We start from the raw sequence: 25,396 nt of genomic DNA, 5'->3' as shown, positions 1-25,396 counted from the left end.
GACCGAATGAATGTTTCCCTGATTGCCCGCGGCGTGAGCCTCGAGGTTCCGATCTACCTGCAGAACGAGCGGTCTGCGAAGACGTGGTTCGCCACGCTGCTGAACGCTGCGTTCGATCCGCCGCGGCGCGAAACCCGGACCGTGCTTTCCGATATCGGCTTCGAAGCGCACGACGGTGACCGGATCGCCCTGATCGGACGCAACGGGGCGGGCAAATCGACCCTGCTGCGCGTGCTCAACGGCGCCTTCACCCCAACCCGCGGCGCGGTCGAGGTCAACGGCTCGTGCCAGGCGCTGCTGAATGTCTCGCTGGGCTTCAACGCCGAGGCGACCGTACGCGAGAACATCTTCCTGCGCGGAACCGCGATTGGTCTGCGCTCGTCGCAGATCCGCCACCTGATCGAGCCGGTCGTCGAATTCGCCGGGCTCACCGAGAAAATCGGCCACCGGCTCAAGACCTTGTCCGCCGGTCAGCGCATGCGCCTGGGCTTTGCCATCTCGACGTCGGTCCAGCACGACATCATGCTGATGGACGAATGGATCGGCACAGGCGATACCGAGTTCATTGCCAAGGCCAAGGAACGCCTGGCCGGGCGGGTGGACGGCAGCCGGATTGTCGTGCTCGCCAGCCACAATGCCGGACTGCTGAACAGCGTCTGCAACAAGGGCATCGTGCTCGAGCGCGGCCGGATGATCTTCTACGGCGGAATCAAGGAGGCGCTTGCGTCGTATCGCGACCTGATCAAGAGCGTTCCGGCCGAAGCCGCCGTTCTCTGAGCCATGCGCTTCCTCCTGGTCGCCTACGACTTTCCGCCGATTCCCTCGCCGCAGGCGCTGCGATGGGCCTATCTCGCTCGCGAACTGGCCGTTGGCGGCAACGAAGTGCACGTGCTGGCACCGGACGTGCTGGGTTACGGCGCCGGACGGTTGCCGGAGTTGCCAGCCTCTGTGGTGGTGCATCGCTGCTGGCCGGGACCGTTCATGGGCCGCCTGGTCGCGCGGAAACGGCAATACTATCGCGACCACCCCGACGCGCAGCGCCAGGAGCAGGAGCCGCCATCAACGCGCCCGGCTACGGGAGCGGGAGCGGTCAAGGCCGCGCCGGCGCTGAACTGGAAGGGACGGCTGTTCCACCGGATCAATGCCCTGCTGGGCTGGGTGCTGTATCCGGACATGCGGGCAGAGTGGGGTCCTTCGGCGCGCAAGGCGCTCGATCGCCTGCTCGATGAGGTCGCCCCCGACATCGTCATCAGCTCGCACGAACCGCCGGTGTCGATACCGCTGGGCCTGCACGCGAAGAAGAAGGGATTCACCTGGGTGGCCGATCTGGGCGACCCGGTGCTGGCGCCCTACACGCCACGCCGATGGCGCGCCCGTGCGTTCCGTCTGGAGCGCGAACTGTGCGCCAAGGCCGACCTGGTGACGCTGACCAGTGACAGCGCGCTGGCAACCCTGCGCGCCCGTCACGGCCTGCCGGTGGAGCGGGCGATGGTGCTTACCCAGGGCTTTGACCACCGGTTCGCCAGCCAGAGCGGCGCGACGACGGCGATCGCGTTCGATCCCGATCGCCTGGAGCTGCTCTATACCGGCAGCTTCTATGCGTTCCGTCGCCCGGAAGTGCTGCTGGACGCGGTTCTTGCCACGTCGGGAGCGCGACTCACCATCGCCACCATCAACCCACCACCGAGCCTGGTCGCACTGGCCGAGTCACACCCGGACAGCATCCGATTGCTCGGCTTCATCGGCCATCTGGATGCGCTGGCGCTGCAGCGCCGCTGCGACCTGCTGGTCAACATCGCCAATGCCGATCCGGTCCAGGTGCCGGGCAAGATCTACGAGTACCTCGGCGCGGCCGCCCCCATCCTGCACATCGGCGACAACCCGGCCGATTCGGCGGCGTCCCTGCTGTCCGAGTTCGGAGCCGGGTGGAGCGTCGCGGGCGATTCGGGCGAGATTGCCGCCCAGCTCGCCCGCCTGCGCGACGCCAAGTGCGCCACGGGCGCGTTGGCGCGCCCGGGCAGCGCCGTCGGGCGCATCGAGTCGTCGTTTTCCTGGCAAAGCCTGGCCGCTTCCCTGCAGGCGGCAAGCGCGCGCATCGCGCCGGCCCGATCGCCATGACCGCCAACGGGCACCGCGACAACGACGACCTCCAGGTGCGCCTGCGGTTGCTCCGTGCGCAAGCCCGTCTGCGTGAGCTGGACGCGGCGATCGACGAAGCGCAGCGCGGACTCCGGGACGCCGAAGCCGAAAGTCGGCTGGTGCGTGACTCGCTCGCATTCGGGCTGGGACACGCGCTGTTGGACGCGTGCCGCTCGCCCCGGTTGCTGCTCACATTGCCCACCCGTCTGGCGGGCCTGGTCTCGACCTGGCGCGCGCGCGTTGACCGCCCGGCGTTGCCGGCTGCCGCACCCAGCACCGCACCCGCGGTGCAGGTTCTCCACGGCGAAACTTTCCGTATCGAGATTGAAGCGCTGAACTCCGTGCCCGATGCGCCTGCATCGCTGGGCGGGCTGCGTGTTGCTGCGGTGCTGGATACCTTCTCCAGTGAAAGCCTGGGCCCGGATTGCGAGCTGATGCAACTCCGGCCGGACGACTGGGCCGGACAGCTGCGGGATTTCAAGCCGCACCTGCTGCTGGTCGAGTCCTGTTGGCACGGCCCGGACCACGCTTGGGAGGGCCTGGTGTCGCAGTGTTCCGACACCTTGCGCTCGCTGGTGGCCTCCTGCCGCAAAGCGGGAATCCCGACGGCCTTCTGGAACAAGGAAGATCCGCTGCATTTCGAGGCGTTCTTCGAGTCGGCCGCCTTGTTCGACACGGTTTTCACGACCGACGCCGACAGCATCCCGCGCTACAAGCGGGACTTCGGGCACGCGCGCGTCTACCTGATGCCGTTCGCGTTGCAGCCGAAAATGTTCCACCCGGTGGCGGAGAATGCCCGCGAGGACGCGTTCTTCTTTGCCGGCGCGTACTACGCCTCCCTGATCGAGCGTTCTCGCGATCTGCGCGCATTGACCGACGCCCTGGCGCTGGTCGGCCCGGTGCATGTCTTCGATCGCAATCACGGCCAGAAGGTCGGCAACGACCTGGCTTACCCGGCCGCGTACAGCGCGATGGTGCGCGGCGGCATGCCCTACAAGGGCATCGCCGACCTGTACCGCTCCTACCGGTTCGGCATCAACATCAACACCATCAAGCAGTCGCCGACCATGTTCGCGCGCCGGGTGTTCGAGTTGATCGGTAGCGGCTGCGGCGTGTACAGCAACCGCTCGCTTGGCATCTCGCGCTTGTTCGGCGACCTGGTGGTTGCCACCGACGACCAGGAAGAGGCGCTGTGCCGGGCCTGGGGTGAGTTCCGCGGCGACGACGCCACGCTTTCGCGCTCCCGGCGGGTGGCGGCGCTGCGCAAGGTGTTGCTGCAGCACACCTACGCCCACCGGCTTGGTTACCTTGCCAGCCGGGTCGGCTATTCGGTCTCGCCGCCATCCCTGCCGCGGGTGGCGGTGCTGGCGCGGATCGACGACGCCCGTCAGCTCGACGCGCTCCTGGCCAGTTGTGCCCGGCAGCGCCTGCAACCCGACCAACTGCTGCTGGCGGTGCCCGAGGCATTGCATGCGTGGGTGCCTGACACGGCGCAGGTGCTGTCCGCACAGGACCTGGCTGCCGCCGTGCGCGGACGCCTGGCGGGGTACTGGATCGCTCCGTTCGATCCGCGAGACCACTACGGCGAGCACTACTTGCAGGATCTGCTGCTCGCGACGCGCTACACCGATGCCGCGGCCATCGGCAAGGCGGCCTACCGACGCGCCGGCGACGATGGCCTGGTGACGCCCGAACTCGAATATCGCCGGGTCGATCGCCTGGCATTGCGGCGCCTGGTGATCGCGGCCGATAGGCAACCCGGTTCGATCGGCGGCCTGATCGATGCGATCGATGAGGGCTCGCTTGAGTTGCCCGGCGCCGTCTCCATCGACTCGCTGGGCTACGTCGAAGGCGGCGCGATGGACGACATCGAGCCCGAGGCGTGCTTCGACGAAGGTGTCGACATGGCCGACGCGCTGCGTTTTGCCGAATCGCTGGCGCCCGCGCCATCGGCCGCGGCCGGCCGGGAGCTGAGCGGCGCCCGCCTTGCGGCGGCATTGAAGGCGGGCGAGGTTCCCGCCGGAACGTCAGTGGCCGTGCGTCGTCACCGACTGGAACTGTGCGCGGCGCTCCCCCCGGGCACCGAGCACGCGACGCTGCGCTCGGCTGTCCTGTCCCGCGCGGAGATCGAGCGGGACGGCTGCGTGCTCGCCTGTGTCGATGCGGCCCCGGACGACGCGATCGAGTACGGGCTCGAGGCTGTGGCCAGCGATGGCGCGACCCTGGCCCGACTGCCGCTGATGGCGCAGGTTTCGGTGTCCCGCGTGCCCCCCGCCGGTACCGCCGGATACCGCTTCACCGTGCGATTGCGCGGGACATTGACCCGTTTCGTCGATGGGCTGTGGCTGGACTGGCGGTTGCCCGCCCCGGCATTCCTGCCCGGTGCCGGACGTGTGCTGGTGGTCACCAATATCTATCCCGAACCCGGCAGGCCGTACCGCAACGGTTTTGTCCACCGGCGAGTTATCGAATACCGGCGCCGTGGCGTGGCGGTGGATGTCGTGTGCGTGGCGGCGGGTGCGCAATCGCGCGGGTACCAGTACGAAGGCGTGCCGGTCCTGGTCTGCGATCCGGCAGCGCTGCGTGAAACGCTGGTGCATGCGCGGCACGACGCCATCGCCGTGCATTTCCTCGACCGCGACATGTGGCAAGGCATACGCGATGCCGCGTCGCGCACCCGGACGGTGGTCTGGCTGCACGGCGCCGAGATCCAGCCGTACGCGCGGCGCAGTTTCAACTTCTCCACCGACGAACTACGCGCGCGCGCCCAGCGGGACAGCGACGCACGTATGGGTTTCTGGCGCGAGATTCTGGCGACGCCACCGGCCGGCCTGCAGCTGGTATTCGTGTCGAGCACGTTTGCCGAGCAGACCTGGCAGGACCTGGGCCTGCGCCTGCCGGCGGAACGCTGGCAGGTAATCCACAATCCAATCGACACGACGCTTTTCGCGTATCACGAAAAGCCCGTCGAGGCGCGACTGAATATTCTTTCCGTGCGTCCGCACGATACCCGCGTGTATGCCAACGACCTGGTGGCGGATGTCATCCGGAAGCTTTCCGGATATCCGGAATTCGCCGGGATGAATTTCCACCTCGTCGGCGACGGTGCGCTGTTCGAACAGAATTTCGCCGGGCTGGATGCATTCGCCAACGTGCGCATCGAACGCCGCCTTCTGCGTCAGCAGGAAATCGCCGACCTGCATCGGCACAACGGAATCTTTCTGGTGCCGACCCGCAGCGATACGCAGGGCGTCTCGCGTGACGAAGCCATGGCATCGGGCCTGGTGCCGGTAACCAATCTCGCCGGTGCGGTGGGTGATTTTGTAGATGAACGGGTGGCCGTGCTGGCGGGCCCCGAGGATGTTGATGCTATGGTTCGCGGGATACTAAAATTGATCGCTGAACCACAATGCTTCCAGCAGATGTCAAGGGCTGCCGCGCGACGTGTCCGCGAGCAGAGTGACGCCGGCAAGGTGGCTGTCCACGAACTGACAGTCCTCGGCGTGCACGCACGGTTGCAGATCTAAGGGCGGCGCGGCCTGCCCGGCGGGCGCCCCTGCCCATTGTGAAATTCCATTTCGAACATTCCAGGGAATTGAAAATGCTGTCAATTGATGATGCGAAAATCGGCGTGGTTGGGTTGGGTTATGTCGGCCTGCCGCTCGCCGTCGAATTCGGAAAGGTGTTCGACGTCGTCGGCTTCGATATCAACACCACCCGGATCGAGGAGTTGCGCCGCGGTGAGGATCGCACGCTCGAATTGACCAGCGAAGAACTCGTCCAGGCCAAGTCGCTGGCATTCACCAGCACCCTCGAGGATCTTTCCGACTGCAACGTCTACGTGATCACCGTGCCGACGCCGGTCGACGTGGCGCGTCGCCCGGACTTCGATCCGCTGCTGCGCTCGAGCGCCGCGATCGGCTCGATCCTGAAGCGCGGCGACTGCGTCATCTATGAATCCACCGTCTACCCGGGTGTCACCGAGGAAGTCTGCGTGCCGGTGCTGGAGAAGGCGTCCGGCCTGAAGTTCAACGTCGATTTCTGGTGCGGTTACAGCCCCGAGCGCATCAACCCGGGCGACAAGGACCGCGGCCTGCGCTCGATCGTGAAGGTGACGTCGGGCTCGACGCCGGAAGTGGGCACGTTCGTCAACGCCCTGTACGGCAAGATCATCGATGCCGGCACCCACCTGGCCAGCTCCATCCGCGTGGCCGAGGCGGCCAAGGTCATCGAGAACACCCAGCGCGACGTCAACATTGCCCTGATGAACGAGCTGGCGATGATCTTCAACCGGATCGGCATCAGCACCCAGGAAGTCCTCGCCGCCGCCGGCACCAAGTGGAACTTCCTCGCGTTCCAGCCCGGACTGGTGGGCGGCCATTGCATCGGCGTCGACCCGTACTACCTGGCGCACAAGGCCGCGATGCTCGGCTTCCATCCGGAGCTGCTGCTCAGCGCCCGTCGCATCAACGACGGCATGGGCCCGTACGTTGCGGCGCAGGTCATGAAGCACATGGCGCGCAATGGCCTGCACCTGGTGGGCTCGCGCATCCTCGTGCTCGGACTCACGTTCAAGGAAAACTGCCCCGACCTGCGCAACACCCGGGTCGTGGACGTCATCACCGAACTCCAGGCGGCCAACGCCCAGGTCGACGTGTACGACCCCTGGGCCGATCACCGCCAGGCCCACGAGGAGTACGGCATCAGCCTGGTGGGTAAGCCCGACCTGGCCGCCTACGACGCGGTCGTGCTGGCCGTGCCGCACCACCAGTTCGTGGATGCGCCCGACGGCTCGGTCGAGGCGTATGCCAAGCCCGACGGCGTGGTGTTCGATGTGAAGGGACGACTGGCCCCCAGCGCGAAAGTCTTCCAGCTCTGATACCGGGAACGACCATGACCCAGGCCCTGAATCCTGAGATCGCCACGGTGCCCACCGCGCAGGCGAGTGTGTTCGAACACGACGGGTGCACGATCCACATGCTCCTGCCGTCGGCCGAAGACCACATCTCCAAGGGGATCCTCTCCAGCAAGGCGTTTTACGAGAGCGAGCTGCTTCGGGCCGTGGGCGCGAAGCTGTCTCCCGGGGACTGGGTCCTGGACGTGGGCGCCAACATCGGCAACCACACGGTGTTCTTCGCCCGGGTCAGGGGCTGCAATGTCGTCTCGTTCGAGCCGAATCCGGAGGCGTTCCACTTCCTGAAGGAAAACGTCCGCCTCAACGCGGTGGAGTCGCTGGTGCGACTCCACCCGCTCGCCGTGGGCAGCGGGCCGGGCCGGGTCAGCATGGTCTCCTCGATGGCCAACAACCTCGGCGCTACCCGTTTCGGGGTGGACGAGAACGGCGAGGTCGAGGTTGTCCGCCTGGACGACATGCCGATCGGCGGACGCGTGGCGTTGCTGAAGGTGGACGTCGAGGGGATGGACCTGGCGGTGCTGCGCGGCGCACAGGCGACGATCGAGAAGCACCGCCCGATGATCGTCTGCGAAGCGCAGACGCCCGAGGAATTCGAGGAGATCCACACCCTCCTGGCCCAGCACGGTTACTCCGTGCTGGGTTGTTTCAATGCGACGGCCACCTATCTGTTCATGCCGGCGAAAACCGCGGCGGAGAAGCGCGAGCTGCCGTTGCACGAGGCCGATGAATTGCTGCGCACGCAGATGACGTTGCGTGCCACGGTCAGCCAGGTGCAGAAGCTCAAGCAGGCCGTCGACAAGCAGGCGTTCCTGGGCCGGCAGCTGTCCGCGCGCCTTTCCGGGGATGGCGCCGATGTTGCCGCGACCGGCGGCGTGTTTGCCGAGCTGGAGAAGCTGGCCTCAAGTCTGGCCAGGATCGACGACCGACTGACGACGCTGGCGCCGCGGGTCGACCAGGCGCAGAACGCGATCGCCGAAGTGGCCGCCAAGGGCATGACCGGTCTGAGCATGGTGGGCGAACAGGCCCATCAGATGGGCCAGCTGGCCGTGAAGGTGGAGCAGACGAGCGAGCGATTGGCGCACCTGACGTCGGACCGGCAGCGGATCGATGCCGAGCTGGCCGCCGGCCTGGCCAAGGTCGATGGCCGTGTCGATGCGCTGCTGCCGCGAATCGAACAGGCGCAGGGCGATTTCGCCAAGCAGCTCGCCCAGCAGCTCGCCGAGTTCGGCGAGGACGCCGCCGGGCACACGGCGCGGCTGTCGACCCAGCTGCAGGACATCGAGGCAGCGCTGGCCGCGCACCAGGCCCATGCGGCGGAGATCGACGAGCAACTGCACGGGTCGTTCGCGTCGGCCATTGGCGACACGCATGCGATGGTCGCGTCGGAGATCGACGAGCGACTGCGCGAGTCGCGCCTGGCGGTCCTTGGCGACACGCGCGCGATGCTCGAGTCCGAAGTCGACGGGATCGAAACCCGCCTTGACGAGCGCTTCGCCGAACGCGAGGCGACCATTGCCGTTGCGCTGGCGACCCAGGCCGGCTCAGCAGCCCAGTTGCGCACGCTCGAAGCGACCGTCGACACCGTGGCGGCCGGACTGGACGATCACACCTCGACGCTGGCCCGCGTCAACGACACGCAGCGCGAGCACGACGCACAGTTGGCCATGCTTCGCGCCGCGATTGGCGAGGCGGACTTGCGTATCGGGCACGTGCTGGCCCTGCGCAACCGGCTCGAAGCCGAGCACGGCGCGCAGATCGGCCGACTCGACCAACGCATCTCCGAGCAGGTCAGGCATGCCAAGTCGACTGCCGAGGAAACGCAGGCCAGCCTGGCGCGTCTGAACCAGCTGGAAGAGAACGTGCGCGACCTGCGCGGGCGACACGATGCACTGCTGGGCGGACGGGTCTTCTCGTTCCTGCGACAGACCAAGGGCGTTGTGCGCACGGCGGCCTGGCCGCTGCTGAAGCTCATGGGCCGGGTGCCCGCGACCGAGGTTTCCGTTGCGCCGGCATTGACGCAAACGGCAAGCCCCGCCGCGCTGTCAGCGCCCGTCGCCCCACGCGTCCCGACGACGCAGGCGCACGTCTCAACGACGGTCGGGTCAGCGCCAGCCGCCGCCGTCGTGCCGTCTGCTGCCGCCCCGGCGGTTGCGTCGCGCGAGGCCGCGCGTCCCGCCGCGGCAACGGTGCAGGCGCCGGCGAAGGTTGCCGTGCCAGCGTCCGCTGCCGCTGCGACGCCAATGCCGACGCCGGTCCAGGCGCCCGTCGTCGACGAAGCGCCCCCGTCGCTGGTTCTCACCGACATTCCCTACATGCGTCGTCCGCTGGCGACGCTCAAGACCGACTTCGTGCGTCTGCCGGTGCCGGCGAACACGCTGGTGTCGGTCATCATGACCACGTTCAACACCGAGCAGTACGTGCGTGAGGCGGTCGAGTCGATTCTCACGCAGACCCACGCCAACCTCGAGCTGTTGGTGGTCGACGACTGCAGCACCGACCGCACCCGCGAGATCGTGCAGGAAATCGCCGCGGTCGACCCGCGGGTCCGGTTGCTGTGCTTCGGCTCGAACCGCGGCACCTACTGGTGCAAGAACCACGGCATCACCCAGGCGCGCGGCGCGGCCATCACGTTCATGGACTCGGACGATGTCAGCGAGCCCGAGCGCGTTGCCAAGCAGCTCGCGCTGCTGAGCGAGTCCGGCTGCGCGGTCAGCACCTGCCTGCACGAGCGGCGCGACCCGGCCGGCAACCTCATCGCGGTCAACGGACGCACCAAGCGACTTGCCTACATCAGCCAGATGATGCGTCGCGATGTGTTCGACACCGTCGGGTATTTCGACAGCGTGCGTACGTCCGCCGACGACGAGATGCTGCGACGGATCAAGCGTGTGTTCGGCGAGGACGCCCACAAGTGCGTGCACGAGGTGCTGTACAAGGCGCTGGTGCGCGATGAGTCGCTGACCCAGGATCCCGCCAACCGCGGCCTGTCGACGGTGCCGGGCGGCCTGGCCGCACCACGCAAGGCGTACAGCGATGCGGTGGATGCCTGGCACGCCGACCTGGCCAAGCGCGGGCGCTATCCGTTCGTGCCGTTCCCGGTGGTGCGTCGTCCGTTCGCGGTCCACAGCAAGCTGGGCGTGGTGCGCGGTGCGGCCAATCCGGACGAATCGATCTCGGTCTGTCTTGCCAGCTTCCCGCCGCGCCGCAGTGCGCTGCGCGCCGCAATCGATTCGTTGATCGACCAGGTCGATCGGATCTTCGTCTACCTCAACGAATACGACGAGGTTCCGCAGTTCCTGAAGCACCCGCGCATCACCGTCAAGATCGGTGGCGAGGACCTGCGCGACAACGGCAAGTTCTATTTCGGTCCCGAACTGCCGGAAGGCTACTGCTTCACTGTCGACGACGACATCGTCTATCCGCCCGACTACGTGCAGCGTCTGATCCGCAAGATCGAGCTGTATGGCCGCAAGGCACTGGTCGGTGTGCACGGCACGATCTTCGCCAAACCCATCGTGTCGTACTTCGCCGACCGCACGCTGTTCCACTTCAAGCATCCGCTGGAACGCGACCGCATCGTCAACCAGCTCGGTACCGGCACGCTCGCGTTCCACACCAGCCTCTGGCGTCCCAGCCACACCGCGTTCGCGTCGACGGGCATGGTCGATGCGTGGATCGCGGTGGAAGCGGCCAAGCGCGGCATTCCGCTGATCGTGGTGGATCGCAAGCGCAACTGGCTCAAGCCGATGGAGGAGCCGTCCGGCGCACCGCCGTCGTTGTTCGAGGAGTATCGCCAGCGCGATTCGGCGCAGACCGAACTGGTGCTGACGGGCGCGCCCTGGACGGAAGAGCCGGGCAGCGAGCTTGCGCGATTCCTCGCCGAGCGACTGGCTGCCGGTGGCGACGCCTTCGCCAATGGCATCGTCGACCTGCAAACGTCGTCCACGTCCGCTCCGGCGATCGCCAAGCCGGCGGTCGCCATGCCGGGCAAGGGTGGGGCAACCTTGCTGCACCTGGGCACCGATCACGAGGTGCGACCCAGGACCCGCGGCTGCGTCTGCTTTGAAGCGGGCACCGACCCGGAACGAATGAAGGCAACCGTCGGCGCGTTGCTGGTCCAGTTCGACGAGCTGTGCGTGGTGCTGCCCGCGGCGCAAGGCGTGCCGGAGTTCCTCATCGGACGCCCCGGCGTGCACGTGTGGATCAACGAGGTCGTCGACGAGCGGGCGCGGTTCGACGCCATCGAGGGATTCAAGGGTTATTACATTCCGCTCGACGCGGCCATCGACTATCCACCGCACTACGTCCGGCAGTTGGTCGATGCCATCGACCGCTACGACCGCAAGGCCGTCGTGGGTTGGCATGGCACGCCGGCGGTGGATTCCGCCGCCGGTCCGGATGGCGGTGATCGCCAGGTCAAGGCGCTCACGGCCGCGCTGTGTGCGTTCCACACCGACACCCTGAAAGTGTCCCGCGCCGATTTCACCCAGGACGCCGACGTCGATGCCGTGCTCGCGCGCCTGGGCCGTGTGCAGGCCGTGCCGTTTGTCGAGCTGGGTGACGCACCGGTGGGCAGCAAGGCCGCGTTGCAGTCGGCCTACCTGACCGTGCGTCCCGCCCCGTCGCAAATCGCGCCCGTGGCCGCCGATGCGTCCGACCTGTGGCGCATGCCGGCGTTGCAGGCGCCGTATCGGCGCCCGAACTTCCGCCTGGCGGTGGTCGGTCGTACCGATCGCGAGCGCTGGAAGAAGGGCGGCATCCTGAAGTCGACCCACCTCACCGCCGACATGCTGCGACCGTACGGCGTGGACGTGGCGCTGGTCGACCTGGAAACCGGCGACCCGCGCGGCCTCGACGGCCATCCGGCCGACATCGTGATGATCTACCCGGGCGACCCCGAGCGCCCGGACTTCGTGAACGTGCTCGACCTGGTGGACCACCACGCGCGGCAAGGCCGTTCGGTGCTGGTGAACCTCTCGCTCAATGGCCGCTCGACGCGCAAGAAGTTCATCTGCGAGCAGATGGCCGCCTGGCGCGCGCAGTACGGAAAGCGGGTTGCGATGATGGTCTTCAGCGATCGCGTGTTCGACGATCCGGAACTGGCACCGGTGCTCGATGGCATCGTCGCGATTCCCAAGACCCTGCAGATCGAGGCGCCGCGTTACGTGGATTTCCATTCCACCAGCGGCATCTTCCTGGGCGACTACGGCAAGCTCTGCGACGACAGCCTGCTTGCGTGGCCGGCAGCCGACGCGATCGAGGTGATCCGCAACGCGGTCCCCCACGCACGGTTGTTCACGGTCCAGCAGTACCGGCCCAAGGTGAAGAAGGACCTGGGGGTGGAAATCCTCCCGTTCCTGACCGACGACTTCTCCGAAGTACTGGCCACGTCGCGATTGATGGTGAGTCTGGTCAAGTTCGCGACGTTCGAGATGGTGCCGATCGAGGTCGCGTCGCTCGGCGTGCCGCTGCTGCACGCGAAAATGGAAAACTCGCTGTCGGACTACCTCGGCCTGGGGGCGATGGAGGTCACGTCGCTGCGCCAATTGGCCGCCTATTGCAAGCTGATTTATGATGACCCGCTTTGCTGGTCGGGGCTGAGCCGGGCGGGCATGGCCATCGCCAATGGTGCCGACTACCGCAACCTCAGCGCGCAGATGTACCTGCGGCTGCAGCAATTCCTGCATGAATCGAATGGGGGAAACGGCTCCCCCCTCTGAGCGGCAACTCTTTCCGGCCGGCCGCCAAGGCCGGCGTGTGTGCGGATATCCCTGTTTTTTCTTCAACCGAATTGTGAGGAAGTGATGAGCAAGAAGTTCGTGTTCGCCCTGGCGATGGTCGCCAGCCTGGCCGCCTGCCGCGACAACAACCAGGCTACCCAGGAGCCCGTCGCGCCGCCGGCGCCGACGGAAGCCACGGCTCCCGTCGTGGAACCCGCTCCGGTCGCTCCGGTTGCTCCGGTTGCTCCGCCGGTCGCGATGGTTCCGGCGCTCCAGGCCCCGCTGGCCGGTGGCGTCCAGACCCTGCCATTCCGTTTCCACGTCGCCGTGGAGCGTGAAGTCACCGCCAAGAAGACCGGCAAGGTCGTGCGCGAAGTGGGCATCGAGTTCTTCGACGGCACCGTCGATGAAGTGGATGCGCAGATGGCCGAAGCCTTCAAGCAGGGCGGTTACGCCCGTGACAAGGGCGAGCCGCAGGGCCATGCCATCCGTTCGGTCTACAAGAAGTCCGGCTCTTCCGACGTGCTGGTCTGGGTCCGCCGTGGCGCGCCGCGCGGTGAGCGCTTCAAGCTGCAGCAGCCCGACGCCAAGGGCACCGTGTACATGGCCTGGGATGTTGCCCCGAACTGATTTCGGGCGCTCGCCGGCGATGCAGCACATCGCCGGTGACCTGCTTTCCTGACGTTTCCGATCCAGAGATCCGCAATGACGAACGGCACCGGTTTCAGACTCGATATTCAAGGACTGCGTGCCATCGCAGTGCTTCTGGTCCTGGTGTTCCACGTCTGGCCGACGGGTCTGCCGGGCGGATACGTGGGCGTTGACGTGTTCTTCGTGATCTCCGGTTTTCTGATCACCGGCTTGCTGGTCCGCGAGTTCGAGAACAAGGGTCGGATCTCGCTCGTGGGCTTCTATGCGCGTCGTATCCGGCGCCTGCTGCCCGCGGCCACATTGACCCTGGCGGCCGCGGCGATCGGCAGCTACCTGTGGCTGCCCGAGGCGTTGTGGTCCGACCTCGCGATGGAGGTGCTTGCCAGTGGGTTCTATGTCGAGAACCTGCTGCTGGTCGTCAAGTCCGTCGACTACCTTGCATTGCAGGAAGCTCCCAGCCCGGTGCAGCACTACTGGTCGCTGTCGGTGGAGGAGCAGTTCTACATTTTCTGGCCGTTGCTGATGATCGCAACCGGTGCGCTGGCCCGGAAGATGGGCTGGCGCACGCGCGCGGTGTTCGCCGCGGCCCTGGGCAGCGTGACGCTGGCCTCGTTTGCGTGGGGTGTCTACAAGTCCTACACCGATCCGGCGCCGGGCTACTTCCTGACCACCACCCGGATCTGGGAGCTTGGCATCGGCGGCCTGCTGTCGCTGATGGCCTTCGACGAAGGCGGCAACCGGCTGGCACGCGGAGTCGCCGGCTGGGCAGGGTGCCTGGCGATCCTCGCCAGTGGCTATTTCTACACCACCGGCCTGCCGTTCCCGGGTTACGAAGCGCTGCTGCCGACATTGGGCGCGGCGGCATTGATCTACGCCAGGAGCGAACCGTCCGACCTGCTCGGCCGGGCGCTCGCCGTGCGTCCATTGCAGTACTTCGGCGATATCTCCTACTCGCTGTACCTGTGGCATTGGCCGGTGGTGGTGTTCTACCCGTATGTCACCGGACGCGAGATCGGTCGCTTCTCCGACGGCGTGACGGTGGTGGTGGTGTCGGTGGTGCTCGCGCACCTGTCCAAGTACGGCGTCGAAGACCGCTTCCGCCACCCGGTGGCCGCCACCGGACGCAGCAGCGGCTACAAGCTGGCCTACGCGATGGGCGCCGGCTGCATGCTGCTGGTCGCCGCCGCTGCCGCCGTGCCCTACGGCTCGGCAATGAAGCTGGATTCGGGTTACGCGGCGCCGCTGTCGCAGGTCGACGCCAGCTATCCCGGCGCCGAAGCGTTCCTGCACCAACTGCCGGTACCCAAGGTCGCCGCGTCGCTGCCTGCGCCCGGCGTGGCAAAGCTTGATCGTGGCCCCGCCTACGGTGGCAACGGCGAGAAGAACTGCATCGGCTCGACGGTCGACGACGCGATCGCGTTCTGCAACTACGGCAAGGCCGACGGCCGTTTCCACCTGGTGGTGATCGGCGATTCGCACGCGGTGCACTGGCTGCCCGCATTCAAGAAACTTGCCGACGAGCGCGGCTGGAGACTGACCGGCCTGACCAAGAGCAGCTGCGCCATCACCGACGTCACGGTGCGCTTTGGCAGTCGTTCGTCGACGCGCGAGTTCGAGGAGTGCACGCGCTGGAACCGCAAGATGATCGACTGGGTACTGGCCAACAAGCCCGACCTGGTGGTCGTGAGCATGTCGCCCAACCACAAGATCCAGAATCGCGAAGCGCCCGACAGCCAGGAGGCGATCGCCCAGGGCCTGGTGAGGGAGCTGCGCAACCTCACCAATGCCGGCATCGACGTGGCGATGATCAAGCACACGCCATGGCAGCTTGAGGATCCGCCGAGCTGCATGTCCAAGCCCGGCGCCACCGTCGAGGCCTGCTCCGGGCGTCGCAGCCAGGTGATCCTTGAAGGCGCCGTGGTCCTCGCCTCGCGCCTGGACAACCGGCTGAGCCTGCTCGATTTCGATGATGCGTTCTGCCAGGGCGATGTCTGCCCCGTCGTCATCGGCAACGTCTTCGTCCATCGCGACAAGAACCACCTCACCGCAACGTACGCCAGGTCGCTTGCGCCGGCGCTGCTCGATCGAATCAGGCGGACCCATCCCGGAGTGCCGTGACCTTGCCGCCGCCGGTCGAGGCCGGCGGACACAACGCGCCGCGTCGTCTGCCCACGTCAGGGCGATGTGCCAGCGGCGCCGCAGCGCGGTGATTCAACGAACCGCCGCGTTGTGGTTCACCTGCCAGACCGTTCACCTGCAAGCCCCAGATCTCCAGGACACACGATGTCGAGCACCAACACTTCCAGCTTCCGAACCGACATCCAGGGGCTGCGCGCAATCGCGGTGCTGCTGGTGCTGGTGTTCCACATCTGGCCGTCGATGCTGACCGGCGGCTATGTCGGCGTGGACGTGTTCTTCGTCATCTCCGGCTACCTGATCACCGGCTTGCTGGTTCGGGAGGCCGAGCGTGGCCGGATCTCACTGCTTGGCTTCTACGCGCGGCGCATCCGCCGGTTGCTGCCGGCGGCGTCGTTGACGCTGGTCGCAGCGGCCATCGGCGGCTACCTCTGGCTGCCACCCGCGGTCTGGTCCGACCTGGCCAAGGAAGTGCTGGCCAGTGGCCTCTACGTCGAGAACCTGCTGCTGGTGCAGAACTCCGTCGACTACCTGGCGCTGGGTGAGGCGCCCAGTCCGGTGCAGCACTACTGGTCGCTGTCGGTCGAGGAGCAGTTCTACATCGTCTGGCCGCTGCTGATGATCGTGACCGGCGCGCTTGCCACGCGCTTGCAGTGGCGGTTGCGCGGCACGTTCGCCGTGGCGCTGGCAACGGTGACGCTGGCTTCCCTCGGCTGGGGCATTTACATGTCCTTTACCGATCCGGCGCCTGGCTATTTCCTCACCACCACGCGCATCTGGGAACTTGGCGTGGGCGGCCTGCTTGCGCTGGTCGGCAGCGGGAGCGGCGAGCGTCATCCGACGTTGCGCAACACCGTGGGCTGGGCCGGCTGCGCGGCGATCCTCGTCAGCGCCATCTTCTACACGAACACGTTGCCTTTCCCCGGGTACGAGGCACTGTTGCCCACGCTCGGCGCGGCCGCCGTGATCTACGCAGGCAGCGGGCCGACCAGCGTGCTGGGTCGCGTGCTGGGCAACCGTGTCATGCAGTACTTCGGCGACATCTCGTACTCGCTGTACCTGTGGCATTGGCCGGTGGTCGTGTTCTACCCCTACGTGACCGGTCGCGATCTCACGCTGTTCTCCGATGCCGTCACGGCGATCACGATCTCGGTCGTCCTGGCCCATGCCTCGAAGTACCTCATCGAGGACCGCTTCCGGCACGCTCCCGCCCGCGCGCGTGGCGAGGGATTCCCGAGTGCCTACGCGATGGGCGGTGCGTGCATGGTGGTGGTGGTCGCGGCCGCGGCATTGCCGTACGTCCGTGCCGACTCGATCGACAACGATGCGGCGTCGACCGTGGCGCAGGCCGCTCCGGACTATCCGGGCGCACAGGCATTCCTCTACGGCGCGGCGGTGAAGCCGGTCGCCGTCCCGCAGCCCGCACCGGGCGTGGCCAAGCTCGACCGGGGCCCGGCCTACGGCGGCAAGGGCGGCACGCGCTGCATCGCCGAGGTCAAGGGTACCGACCTGGTGTCGTGCCACTACGGAACCACCGGCGGAAAGTTCCGCGTGGTGCTGGTGGGCGATTCGCACGCCGCGCATTGGTTGCCGGCGTTCGAGCAGCTCGCGATTGCGCGCGACTGGGATGTCACGGCCCTCACCAAGAGCGGCTGCGCGTTTGCCGACCTCACGGTGCAGTACGGCTCGCCCGGCACGCCGCCCACGGATTACGTCGAATGTGACCAGTGGAAGTGGAAGGCGCTGGACCGGATCCTCGCCGAGAAGCCGGACCTGGTGGTCATCAGCGAGTCGCCAAACCACCGCACCGGCGGCATGTCCGCATCGCAGAGCCAGCAGGCCGTTGCGGCCGGCGTGGTGACAATGGCGAAGAAGCTGACCACTGCAGGCATCAAGGTGTCCGCCATCAAGCACACGCCCTGGCTGGCGCTCAATGCACCGGCCTGCATGTCCAAGCCCGGTGCGTCACCGGAAGCGTGTTCGGGTGTGCGCCACAAGGCGCTGCGCAATGCCGCGCTGAACATCGCGGCAAGCCTGGATCCGCAGATCAAGCTGCTGAACTTCGATGACGCCTTCTGCCGCGGCGAAACCTGCCCGGTCGTGATCGGCAACGTGTTCGTGTACCGCGATCAGCACCACATGACCGCGACGTTCTCCCGGACGCTCTCGCGCGCCCTGCACGAGCGCATCCAGGCCGCCTACCCCGGCACGCCCTGATTGCATCGTCCTGCCGGTGGCATCGCCGGTAACTGGCGCCGCGGCCTTCCGGGGCGCGCAAGGACGGTCGTTGGACGGCGGCGTCAGCGCTGCGCCGCGTGATCGACGCGGCCTGCGCTCAGGCGCTGCGGGGGAGGGGGTCGATCGGGGCTGCAGACGCTCGCGTGCTGTCGCGCGCGGCGCGTCGAGGCGGGTTCAGCCGAGGTCGGCCGACGGCCCCGGGCGGCGTTGCTGGTCGGCCCACCAGGCCGACAGGACGCGCGTCATGCGTCCGGCGGTGTTGCCATCCCACAGCGGAATCGGCGTTGCGGCGGCACGCGGCGATTGCAGGATCGCATCGAGTTTCCCGATCGCCTCGGCCGGGCTGGTCAGGCAGTTCGTGCCGAGCGTGATCGTGACCGGGCGCTCGGTGTTCTCGCGGACCGTGAGGCAGGGAACGCCCAGGAACGAAGTCTCTTCCTGCAGGCCGCCCGAATCGGTCATCGCCACGCGCGCGTGCGAAAGCAGCGAAATGAATTCGCGGTAGCGGATCGGTGGAAGCAGGTGCAGGCCGTCGATGCCATCGGCATGGGCACGCAGGCCGTGGCGATCCAATGCGGCCGCGGTGCGCGGGTGCAGTGGCAGCACCACCGGCAGACGCGTGCTTGCCTGCTGCAGCAGCGACAACATGGCGCGCAGCCCGGGTTCGTGATCGACGTTGGAGGGGCGATGGAACGTCGCCACCGCAAAGCCACCGCGAGGCAGCCCGATCGCGTCACCCAGGCGTGCGCCGGCGTCGGCGTCGAGCGTGCGCACCAGCGAGTCGATCATCAGGTTGCCGACGAAGTGCACGGCGTCGGCAGGCTTGCCTTCGCTCCGCACCAGCGTGTCGACGGCGTCTTCGCTGGTGGCGAAGAACAGGTCGGCAATCGCATCGACCATGAGCCGATTGAGCTCTTCCGGCATCCGCCGGTCGTGGCTGCGCAGGCCGGCTTCCACGTGCGCCACCGGCAAGCCGTGACGTTTCGCGGCAAGCGCGGCGGCGAGCGTGGCGTCCACGTCGCCGAACACCACCACCAGGTCCGGTGTGTCGGCGCGCAGGGCCTCGCCGTAGCCGGCCACCATGTCGCCCAGGCGCTGGCCGTAGCCGTCGCCCGGCAGCGGGATGCGCAGTACGTGATCGGCATCGACCCCGAGGTCGGCGAGGATGTCATCGCCCAGGCCGGCATTGGTGTGCTGCTCGAGGAACACCACCCGCGGGTCGCACCAGTCCGAGGCCGAGAGCGCGTGCGCCAGCGGCCCGAGCTTGACGATGTTGGGACGCGTGCCGACGATCAGGTCGACTCGGCAGCGGCGCGTGGCGCTCAAGACCCGGCTCCGTGGCTCGACGTCGCATGCGCCATCGCGAAGTGCCGCTCCAGCGCCGTGACGATGCGCTGACTGGCTCGCCCGTCGCCGTAGGGGTTGTGAGCCGTCGACATGCGGCGGTAGTCGTCGGCGTTGTCCAGCAGGCGCTGCGCGGTGTCGACGATGCGCGCGGTGTCGGTGCCGACCAGTACCGCCGTGCCGGCCGAGATCGCTTCGGGGCGTTCGGTGGTGTCGCGCATCACCAGCACCGGCTTGCCCAGCGCCGGCGCTTCTTCCTGGATGCCGCCGGAATCGGTAAGGATGAGCTCGGCCTGTCGCATCAAATGCACGAACGGCAGGTAGCCCAGCGGTTCGACCAGGTGGACGTTGGGGGTGGCGGACAGCTGTTGTTGCACGACGCGGCGCACCTCCGGGTTCAGGTGCACCGGATACACGATCTGGATGTCCTGGCGCGCGGCCAGCATCGCCAGTGCGGCGCAGATGCGCTCGAAGCCGGCACCGAAGTTCTCGCGACGGTGGCCGGTGACGAGGATCGTTCGCTTGGCCGGATCGAGGAACGGGAACAGCGAACGGGTCGAGGCCAGCAAGGCGTCATCGGTTGCCAGGCGATCGTCCACCGTCAGCAGCGCGTCGATGACGGTGTTGCCGGTGATCACGATGTGGTCCGCCGCAACACCCTCGCGCAGCAGATTGTCGCGCGCCAGCTCGGTGGGCGGGAAATGCAGCCGGCACAGCGGCGCGGTCAGCCGGCGGTTCATTTCCTCCGGCCACGGCGCAAGCATGTCGCCACTGCGCAATCCCGCCTCGACATGGCCCACGGGGATGCCCGCGTAAAAGGCGGCCAGCGCCACGGCCAGCGTGGTGCTGGTGTCGCCGTGCACCAGCACCATGTCCGGACGCAGGTGCTGCAGTGCCGTGGAGGTGGCTTGCAAGATGCGCGCGGTGAGGTCGGGCAGGGTCTGGCCGGGTTGCATGACGTCGAGGTCGACGTCGGTGGTGATCCCGAACAGCTCGAGCACCTGGTCGAGCATGTGCCGGTGCTGCGCTGTCACCAGGACCTGCGGCTGGAGCCGTTCGCTGGCCTGCAGCGCATGCACCAGCGGCGCCATCTTGATGGCTTCCGGCCGCGTGCCGAAAGCCACCAGGATCCTGGATCTGCGTACCGTCACCGGAGCGTTCGCCGCGCGCCGGATTACAGCGCCGCTTCCAGCTCGGGAAGGATCTTGAACAGGTCGCCGACCAGGCCGATGTCGGCGATCTCGAAGATCGGGGCGTCACCGTCCTTGTTGATGGCCACGATGGTGCCTGCGTCCTTGATGCCGGTCAGGTGCTGGATCGCGCCGCTGATGCCGACGGCGACGTACAGCTCCGGGGCGATGATCTTGCCGGTCTGGCCGACCTGCAGTTCGTTGGGCACGTAACCGGCGTCGACCGCCGCGCGCGAGGCGCCCACGCCGGCGCCGAGCTTGTCGGCGAAGTCGTAGATGATCTTGAAGTTCTCGGCCGAGCCGACGCCGCGACCGCCAGACACCACGCGGCGCGCGCTCTGCAGGTCGGGGCGATCGGACTTGCCGGCGGCCAGGCCCTTGTAGCGCGTGTGCGTGGGCAGGGCGACATCGACGCTCGCCGCTTCGATGGCAGCGCTTCCGCCGCGCGCGGCTTCCGGCCACGAGGCGGTGCGCACGGTGGCGACCACGGCGTGGTCGGTCGGAGCCTCGACGGTGATGATCGCGTTGCCGGCGTAGATCGGGCGTTTGAACGTGTGGCTGCCTTCGACGGACATCACGTCCGACACCTGGGCGACGCCCAGCAGGGCGGCCACGCAGGGCATCAGGTCCTTGCCGAAGGTGGTGCTGGGGCCGAACACGTGGCTGTAGCCGGCCGCGAGGTTGGCGATCTGCGGGGCAAGCACCTGGGCGATCGCGTCGGCGTTGGCGGCGTTGGCCACGGTCAGCACGCGCGCAACGCCGGCGATCTGCGCGGCCTCGGCGGCGACGCCGGCCGGGTCGGCGGCCAGCACCACGATGTCGATCGACTCGGGCTTCAGCGCCTGCGCGGCGGTCACGCACTTGGCGGTGGCGGCGTTGAGCTTGCCCGCCAGGTGTTCGGCAACGATCAGTACCTTGCTCATCACAGCAGCCCCTTTGCCTTGAGTGCGGCGACCAGTTCGGCCGCGTCCTTGACCATCACGCCCTTGCTGCGCTTGGGCGGCGGCGCGAAGTGGGTGGTCTTGAGGGTGTCGCCGGCGTCCACGCCCAGGTCGGCGAAGGCGATGGTCTCCATCGGCTTGCTCTTGGCCTTCATGATGTCGGGCAACTTGATGAAGCGCGGCTCGTTGAGGCGCAGGTCGGTGCTGACCACGGCCGGCAGATCGACTTCCAGCGTTTCCAGGCCGGCGTCGACTTCACGGGTCACGGTGGCCTTGCCGCCTTCGACTTCGAGCTTGCTGGCGAAGGTGGCCTGCGGCCGGCCCCACAGCGTGGCGAGCATCTGGCCGGTCTGGCTGGCGTCGTCGTCGATCGCCTGCTTGCCCAGGATCACCAGGTCGGGCTGTTCCTTTTCGATCAGCTTGAGGAACACGCGTGCGGCGGTCAGCGACTGGATCGGCTGGTCGGTGACCACGTGAATGGCGCGGTTGGCGCCCATCGCCAGGCCGTTGCGCAGGTGCGCCTGGGCGTCGGCCGGGGCGATCGTGGCGACCACGACCTCGGTGGCGATGCCCTTGTCGCGAAGCCGCAGGGCCTCTTCGAGGGCGATCTCGTCGAACGGGTTGGCCGACAGCTTGACGCCATCGGTGACCACGCCGGAACCGTCCGGCTTGACCTGGATGCGGACATTGAAGTCCACCACGCGCTTGTAGCCGACGAGGATCTTCATCGTGCGGGGATTCCTTGGGGGGTTGGATCGTGGCCACACGGGCCCGAGCCGCCAATTCTAGCCGAGCCGACGGGCCGCCGCAGGCCGCCCCCGTCCCCGGGTCGGCTACCCTTGTGCGGTCATGACTTGAGGATTCGACATGCTGCATCCGGTGGTGCTCAGTGGCGGCAGCGGGACCCGGCTGTGGCCGTTGTCACGGCAGAACCAGCCCAAGCAGTTCCTGTCGCTGATCGGCGATCGTTCGCTGTACCAGGAGACGGTGCTGCGCGCCAGCGGCCTGCCGGGCGCGCAGGCACCGGTGACGGTGTGCAGCGACGACCACCGGTTCATGGTTGGCGAACAACTGCAGACGGTCGCCGTGCCCAGCGGCGGCATTGTGCTGGAGCCGATGGCGCGCAACACGGCCCCGGCGATCGCGCTGGCTGCCCTGCACGTGCTGGCCGGCGACGACGACGCCACGATGCTGGTGATGCCGGCCGACCACCTGGTCGAGGACGAGGCGGCGTTCCGCGAGGCCGTGGCGCGTGCCACCGACCTGGCCGCGAAGGACTGGCTGGTCGCCTTCGGCATCACTCCCGACTACGCCGAGACCGGTTACGGCTACATCCTGCGCGCCGAAGAACTGGCGCCGGGCGGCTTCCGCATCGAGCGCTTCGTCGAGAAGCCCGACCTCCCCACCGCCGAGCGCTACCTCGCCGAGGGAACCTACGCGTGGAACTCGGGCATGTTCCTGTTCCGCGCGCAACGCTACCTCGACGAACTCGGCCGCCATGCCCCTGCCATCCTGGCCGCCGCACGCGCCGCGTATGCCACGGCGACCGCGGACCTGGACTTCATCCGCGTCGGCGCCGAGGCGTTCGCCGCCAGTCCCAGCGACTCGATCGACTACGCGGTGATGGAGAACACCGATCGCGCCGCGGTCGTGCCGGTCAGTTGCGGCTGGAGCGACATCGGCTCGTGGTCGTCGCTGTGGGCGGTGGCCGAACACGATGCCGACGGCAATCGCCACGAAGGCGACGTCATCTCGGTCGACACGCGCGGCAGCCTCGTGCGGGCCTCCGAGCGCCGCCTGATCGCGACGATCGGCGTCGAGGACCTGGTCATCATCGATACCGCCGACGCCACGCTGGTGGCACGCAAGGATCGCGTGCAGGACGTCAAGACGGTGGTCGACCGGCTCAAGGCGGCCGGACGGAGCGAGCACCTGTTCCATCGCAAGGTCTACCGGCCGTGGGGCAGCTACGACTCGATCGGCGTCGGCCCGCATTTCCAGGTCAAGCGGATCTTCGTCAAGCCCGGTGCGGCGTTGAGCCTGCAAAAGCACCAGCACCGCGCGGAGCACTGGGTGGTGGTGTCCGGCGTGGCCGAGGTGACGTGCGATGACCGCGTGTTCGAAGTGCGCGAAAACGAGAGCACCTACATCCCGCAGGGCAGCGTGCACCGGTTGCGCAACCGGGGCAGCACGCCCGTCGAGCTGATCGAGGTGCAATCGGGCAGCTACCTCGGCGAAGACGACATCGTGCGGCTCGAAGACGTGTACGGCCGATCCTGAGCCACCGCGATCCCGGGCAACCGCGAACCGAAGCCAGCGCGATCGACGAGTGCATCGGCCGGCGCGTGTAGCCGGCGTCGCGGACAGTACGCAAGGGCATGGGCGCCACGCCGCGCATTGCCCGAAGGTCCGGTGCAGGCGACCGGGATGCACGGGGTAAACTGCGGCCATCCCGCACACGGAGTCATCCCATGCCCCAGGACAGTGCCGCGTCGCCCCGCGCCGGCGACGCGAAGAGCAAGCTTTACCCCGATGCCCGCAGCGCGCTGCAGGGCGTCGTTGCCGACGGACAGACCCTCGCGGTGGGCGGCTTCGGCCTCTGCGGCATTCCCGAGGCGTTGATCGGCGCGTTGCGCGATTCCGGTGTCAGCGGGCTGACGGCGATTTCCAACAACGCCGGCGTCGATGGCTTCGGCCTCGGCCAGCTGCTCTCCACGCGCCAGATCAAGAAGATGATTTCGTCGTACGTTGGCGAGAACAAGGAATTCGAACGGCAGTTCCTCGCCGGCGAACTCGAGCTCGAATTCAATCCGCAAGGCACGCTCGCCGAGCGCCTGCGTGCCGGTGGCGCCGGCATCCCGGCGTTCTTCACCGCCACCGGCTACGGCACGGTGGTGGCCGAAGGCAAGGAAACGCGCGAGTTCGACGGCAAGCATTACGTCATGGAAACCGCGCTCAGGGCCGACGTCTCGCTGGTGAAGGCGTGGAAGGCGGACACCGCCGGCAACCTGGTGTTCCGCAAGACCGCGCGCAACTTCAATCCGGCCTGCGCGATGGCGGGCAAGGTGTGCGTGGTCGAAGTCGAAGAAGTCGTCGAGGTCGGTGCCATCGATCCCGACCACGTGCACCTGGCCGGCATCTACGTCGACCGCATCGTGCTCAACCCGACGCCCGAGAAGCGCATCGAGCAGCGCACCGTCAGCGCGGGCTGATCCCGGCGTGCGGGTCGGGCGGCAGCGCTGCCGCCCATTGGCGTCCACATTCGACACACAGGAAGCATCTTCATGGCTTGGAACCGCGACCAGATGGCGCAACGCGCCGCGCAGGAACTCACCGACGGCGCCTACGTCAACCTCGGCATCGGCCTGCCGACGCTTGTCGCCAACTTCATTCCCGAGGGCATGGACGTGTGGCTGCAGTCCGAGAACGGACTGCTGGGCATCGGCCCGTTCCCGACCGAATCACAGGTGGACGCCGACCTGATCAACGCCGGCAAGCAGACCGTGACCGCGCGCGAAGGCGCCAGCTATTTCGGCAGCCACGATTCGTTCGCGATGATCCGCGGCGGCCACATCGACCTGGCGATCCTGGGTGCGATGGAAGTCACCGACAAGGGCGACCTGGCCAACTGGATGGTCCCGGGCAAGATGGTCAAAGGCATGGGCGGCGCGATGGACCTGGTGGCGGGCGTCAAGCGCGTCGTGGTGCTGATGGAACACACCACCAAGGCCGGCGAACCCAAGATCCTGCCCGAATGCACCCTGCCGCTGACCGGCGTGGGCGTGGTCAGCCGCATCATCACCGAGCTGGCCGTGATGGACGTGACCGCCGATGGCCTGAAGCTGGTCGAGCTGGCCCCGGACGTCACCGAAGACGACCTGCGCGCGAAGACCGGCGTGGCGCTGATCGCGGCCTGATCGCACGCTCCACCTGCCATCCGACGGCGGCCTGGGCGCCGCCGCCGGGACCTTCGCGGGAATCCGCACCGACGGGCGCGCTCTGCAACCGTCGACCCCGCCGCGCCGGATTAGACCGGACGGCCCATGCGCGGGCCTGGCCTGAGCTCGGCCGCGTTGGCCGAAGCCATCGGCCGGACACCGACAGAACACCGGCCCGGCGCCG

The 25,396-nt window shown here is 67.5% G+C and carries 15 protein-coding genes; 11 read left to right on the top strand and 4 right to left on the bottom strand.

Translation table 11 applies throughout. From position 1 onward, the window contains the following. Positions 1–6 precede the first annotated feature (6 nt). The 8 genes from EER27_RS08235 (at position 7) to EER27_RS08200 (ending at position 17,778) form a co-directional block, all read left to right on the top strand. On the top strand, positions 7–777 hold the full coding sequence (locus EER27_RS08235) for an ABC transporter ATP-binding protein (protein ID WP_123087547.1): 771 nt from the start codon (positions 7–9) through the stop codon (positions 775–777). Positions 778–780: 3 nt separating this feature from the next. Next, positions 781–2,118 (top strand): glycosyltransferase, encoded by a 1,338-nt coding sequence (locus EER27_RS08230; RefSeq protein ID WP_123087546.1) that lies wholly within the window; start codon positions 781–783, stop codon positions 2,116–2,118. Beyond that, positions 2,115–5,666, top strand: coding sequence for a glycosyltransferase family protein (locus EER27_RS08225; RefSeq protein ID WP_123087545.1), 3,552 nt, complete (start codon positions 2,115–2,117; stop codon positions 5,664–5,666). Before EER27_RS08230 ends, EER27_RS08225 begins: the two co-directional genes overlap by 4 nt. Before the next feature lie 74 nt (positions 5,667–5,740). Continuing rightward, complete coding sequence (locus tag EER27_RS08220; protein WP_123087544.1) at positions 5,741–7,018, top strand: nucleotide sugar dehydrogenase; 1,278 nt, start codon at positions 5,741–5,743, stop codon at positions 7,016–7,018. A 14-nt stretch (positions 7,019–7,032) separates the two neighbouring features. Beyond that, on the top strand, positions 7,033–12,774 hold the full coding sequence (locus EER27_RS08215; protein WP_123087543.1) for an FkbM family methyltransferase: 5,742 nt from the start codon (positions 7,033–7,035) through the stop codon (positions 12,772–12,774). 84 nt (positions 12,775–12,858) lie between these two features. Beyond that, complete coding sequence (locus EER27_RS08210) at positions 12,859–13,404, top strand: hypothetical protein (protein WP_123087542.1); 546 nt, start codon at positions 12,859–12,861, stop codon at positions 13,402–13,404. A gap of 75 nt (positions 13,405–13,479) precedes the next feature. Continuing rightward, on the top strand, positions 13,480–15,543 hold the full coding sequence (locus EER27_RS08205) for an acyltransferase family protein (protein WP_123087541.1): 2,064 nt from the start codon (positions 13,480–13,482) through the stop codon (positions 15,541–15,543). A 165-nt stretch (positions 15,544–15,708) separates the two neighbouring features. After that, on the top strand, positions 15,709–17,778 hold the full coding sequence (locus tag EER27_RS08200) for an acyltransferase family protein (protein WP_123087540.1): 2,070 nt from the start codon (positions 15,709–15,711) through the stop codon (positions 17,776–17,778). A 195-nt stretch (positions 17,779–17,973) separates the two neighbouring features. Here the strand turns inward: EER27_RS08200 and wecB (EER27_RS08195) are convergent, their stop codons facing one another. The 4 genes from wecB (EER27_RS08195) to EER27_RS08180 are packed head-to-tail and all read right to left on the bottom strand — an operon-like array spanning position 17,974 to position 22,002. Next, complete coding sequence (gene wecB, locus EER27_RS08195) at positions 17,974–19,125, bottom strand: non-hydrolyzing UDP-N-acetylglucosamine 2-epimerase (protein ID WP_123087539.1); 1,152 nt, start codon at positions 19,123–19,125, stop codon at positions 17,974–17,976. Further along, positions 19,122–20,294 carry a non-hydrolyzing UDP-N-acetylglucosamine 2-epimerase gene (gene wecB, locus EER27_RS08190; protein WP_123087538.1) on the bottom strand — a complete coding sequence of 391 codons (1,173 nt, stop codon included), beginning with the start codon at positions 20,292–20,294 and terminating at the stop codon, positions 19,122–19,124. The genes wecB (EER27_RS08195) and wecB (EER27_RS08190) overlap by 4 nt, the downstream gene beginning before the upstream one ends. Before the next feature lie 23 nt (positions 20,295–20,317). Continuing rightward, on the bottom strand, positions 20,318–21,256 hold the full coding sequence (locus EER27_RS08185) for an electron transfer flavoprotein subunit alpha/FixB family protein (protein WP_123087537.1): 939 nt from the start codon (positions 21,254–21,256) through the stop codon (positions 20,318–20,320). Continuing rightward, positions 21,256–22,002: an electron transfer flavoprotein subunit beta/FixA family protein gene (locus EER27_RS08180; RefSeq protein WP_123087536.1), complete on the bottom strand. Its 747-nt coding sequence runs from the start codon at positions 22,000–22,002 to the stop codon at positions 21,256–21,258. Before EER27_RS08180 ends, EER27_RS08185 begins: the two co-directional genes overlap by 1 nt. Positions 22,003–22,141: 139 nt before the next feature. On the opposite strand from EER27_RS08180, the gene EER27_RS08175 reads away from it, so the two are divergent. From EER27_RS08175 to EER27_RS08165, 3 genes are all read left to right on the top strand, one after another. Continuing rightward, the gene (locus tag EER27_RS08175; protein WP_123087535.1) at positions 22,142–23,554 is read left to right on the top strand and encodes a mannose-1-phosphate guanylyltransferase/mannose-6-phosphate isomerase; all 1,413 of its coding nucleotides are present in this window, start codon (positions 22,142–22,144) and stop codon (positions 23,552–23,554) included. Between the two features lie 191 nt (positions 23,555–23,745). Beyond that, positions 23,746–24,486, top strand: a complete 741-nt coding sequence (locus EER27_RS08170; RefSeq protein WP_123087534.1) for a CoA transferase subunit A — start codon at positions 23,746–23,748, stop codon at positions 24,484–24,486. A 72-nt stretch (positions 24,487–24,558) separates the two neighbouring features. Further along, positions 24,559–25,191, top strand: a complete 633-nt coding sequence (locus tag EER27_RS08165; RefSeq protein WP_123087533.1) for a CoA transferase subunit B — start codon at positions 24,559–24,561, stop codon at positions 25,189–25,191. Positions 25,192–25,396 lie beyond the last annotated feature (205 nt).

Origin of the sequence: Montanilutibacter psychrotolerans (assembly GCF_003719825.1) — a bacterium.
Lineage (GTDB): Bacteria > Pseudomonadota > Gammaproteobacteria > Xanthomonadales > Xanthomonadaceae > Montanilutibacter > Montanilutibacter psychrotolerans.
Note: the sequence above shows the minus strand (reverse complement) of the source record. Positions and strands in the feature narration are given on the sequence as shown.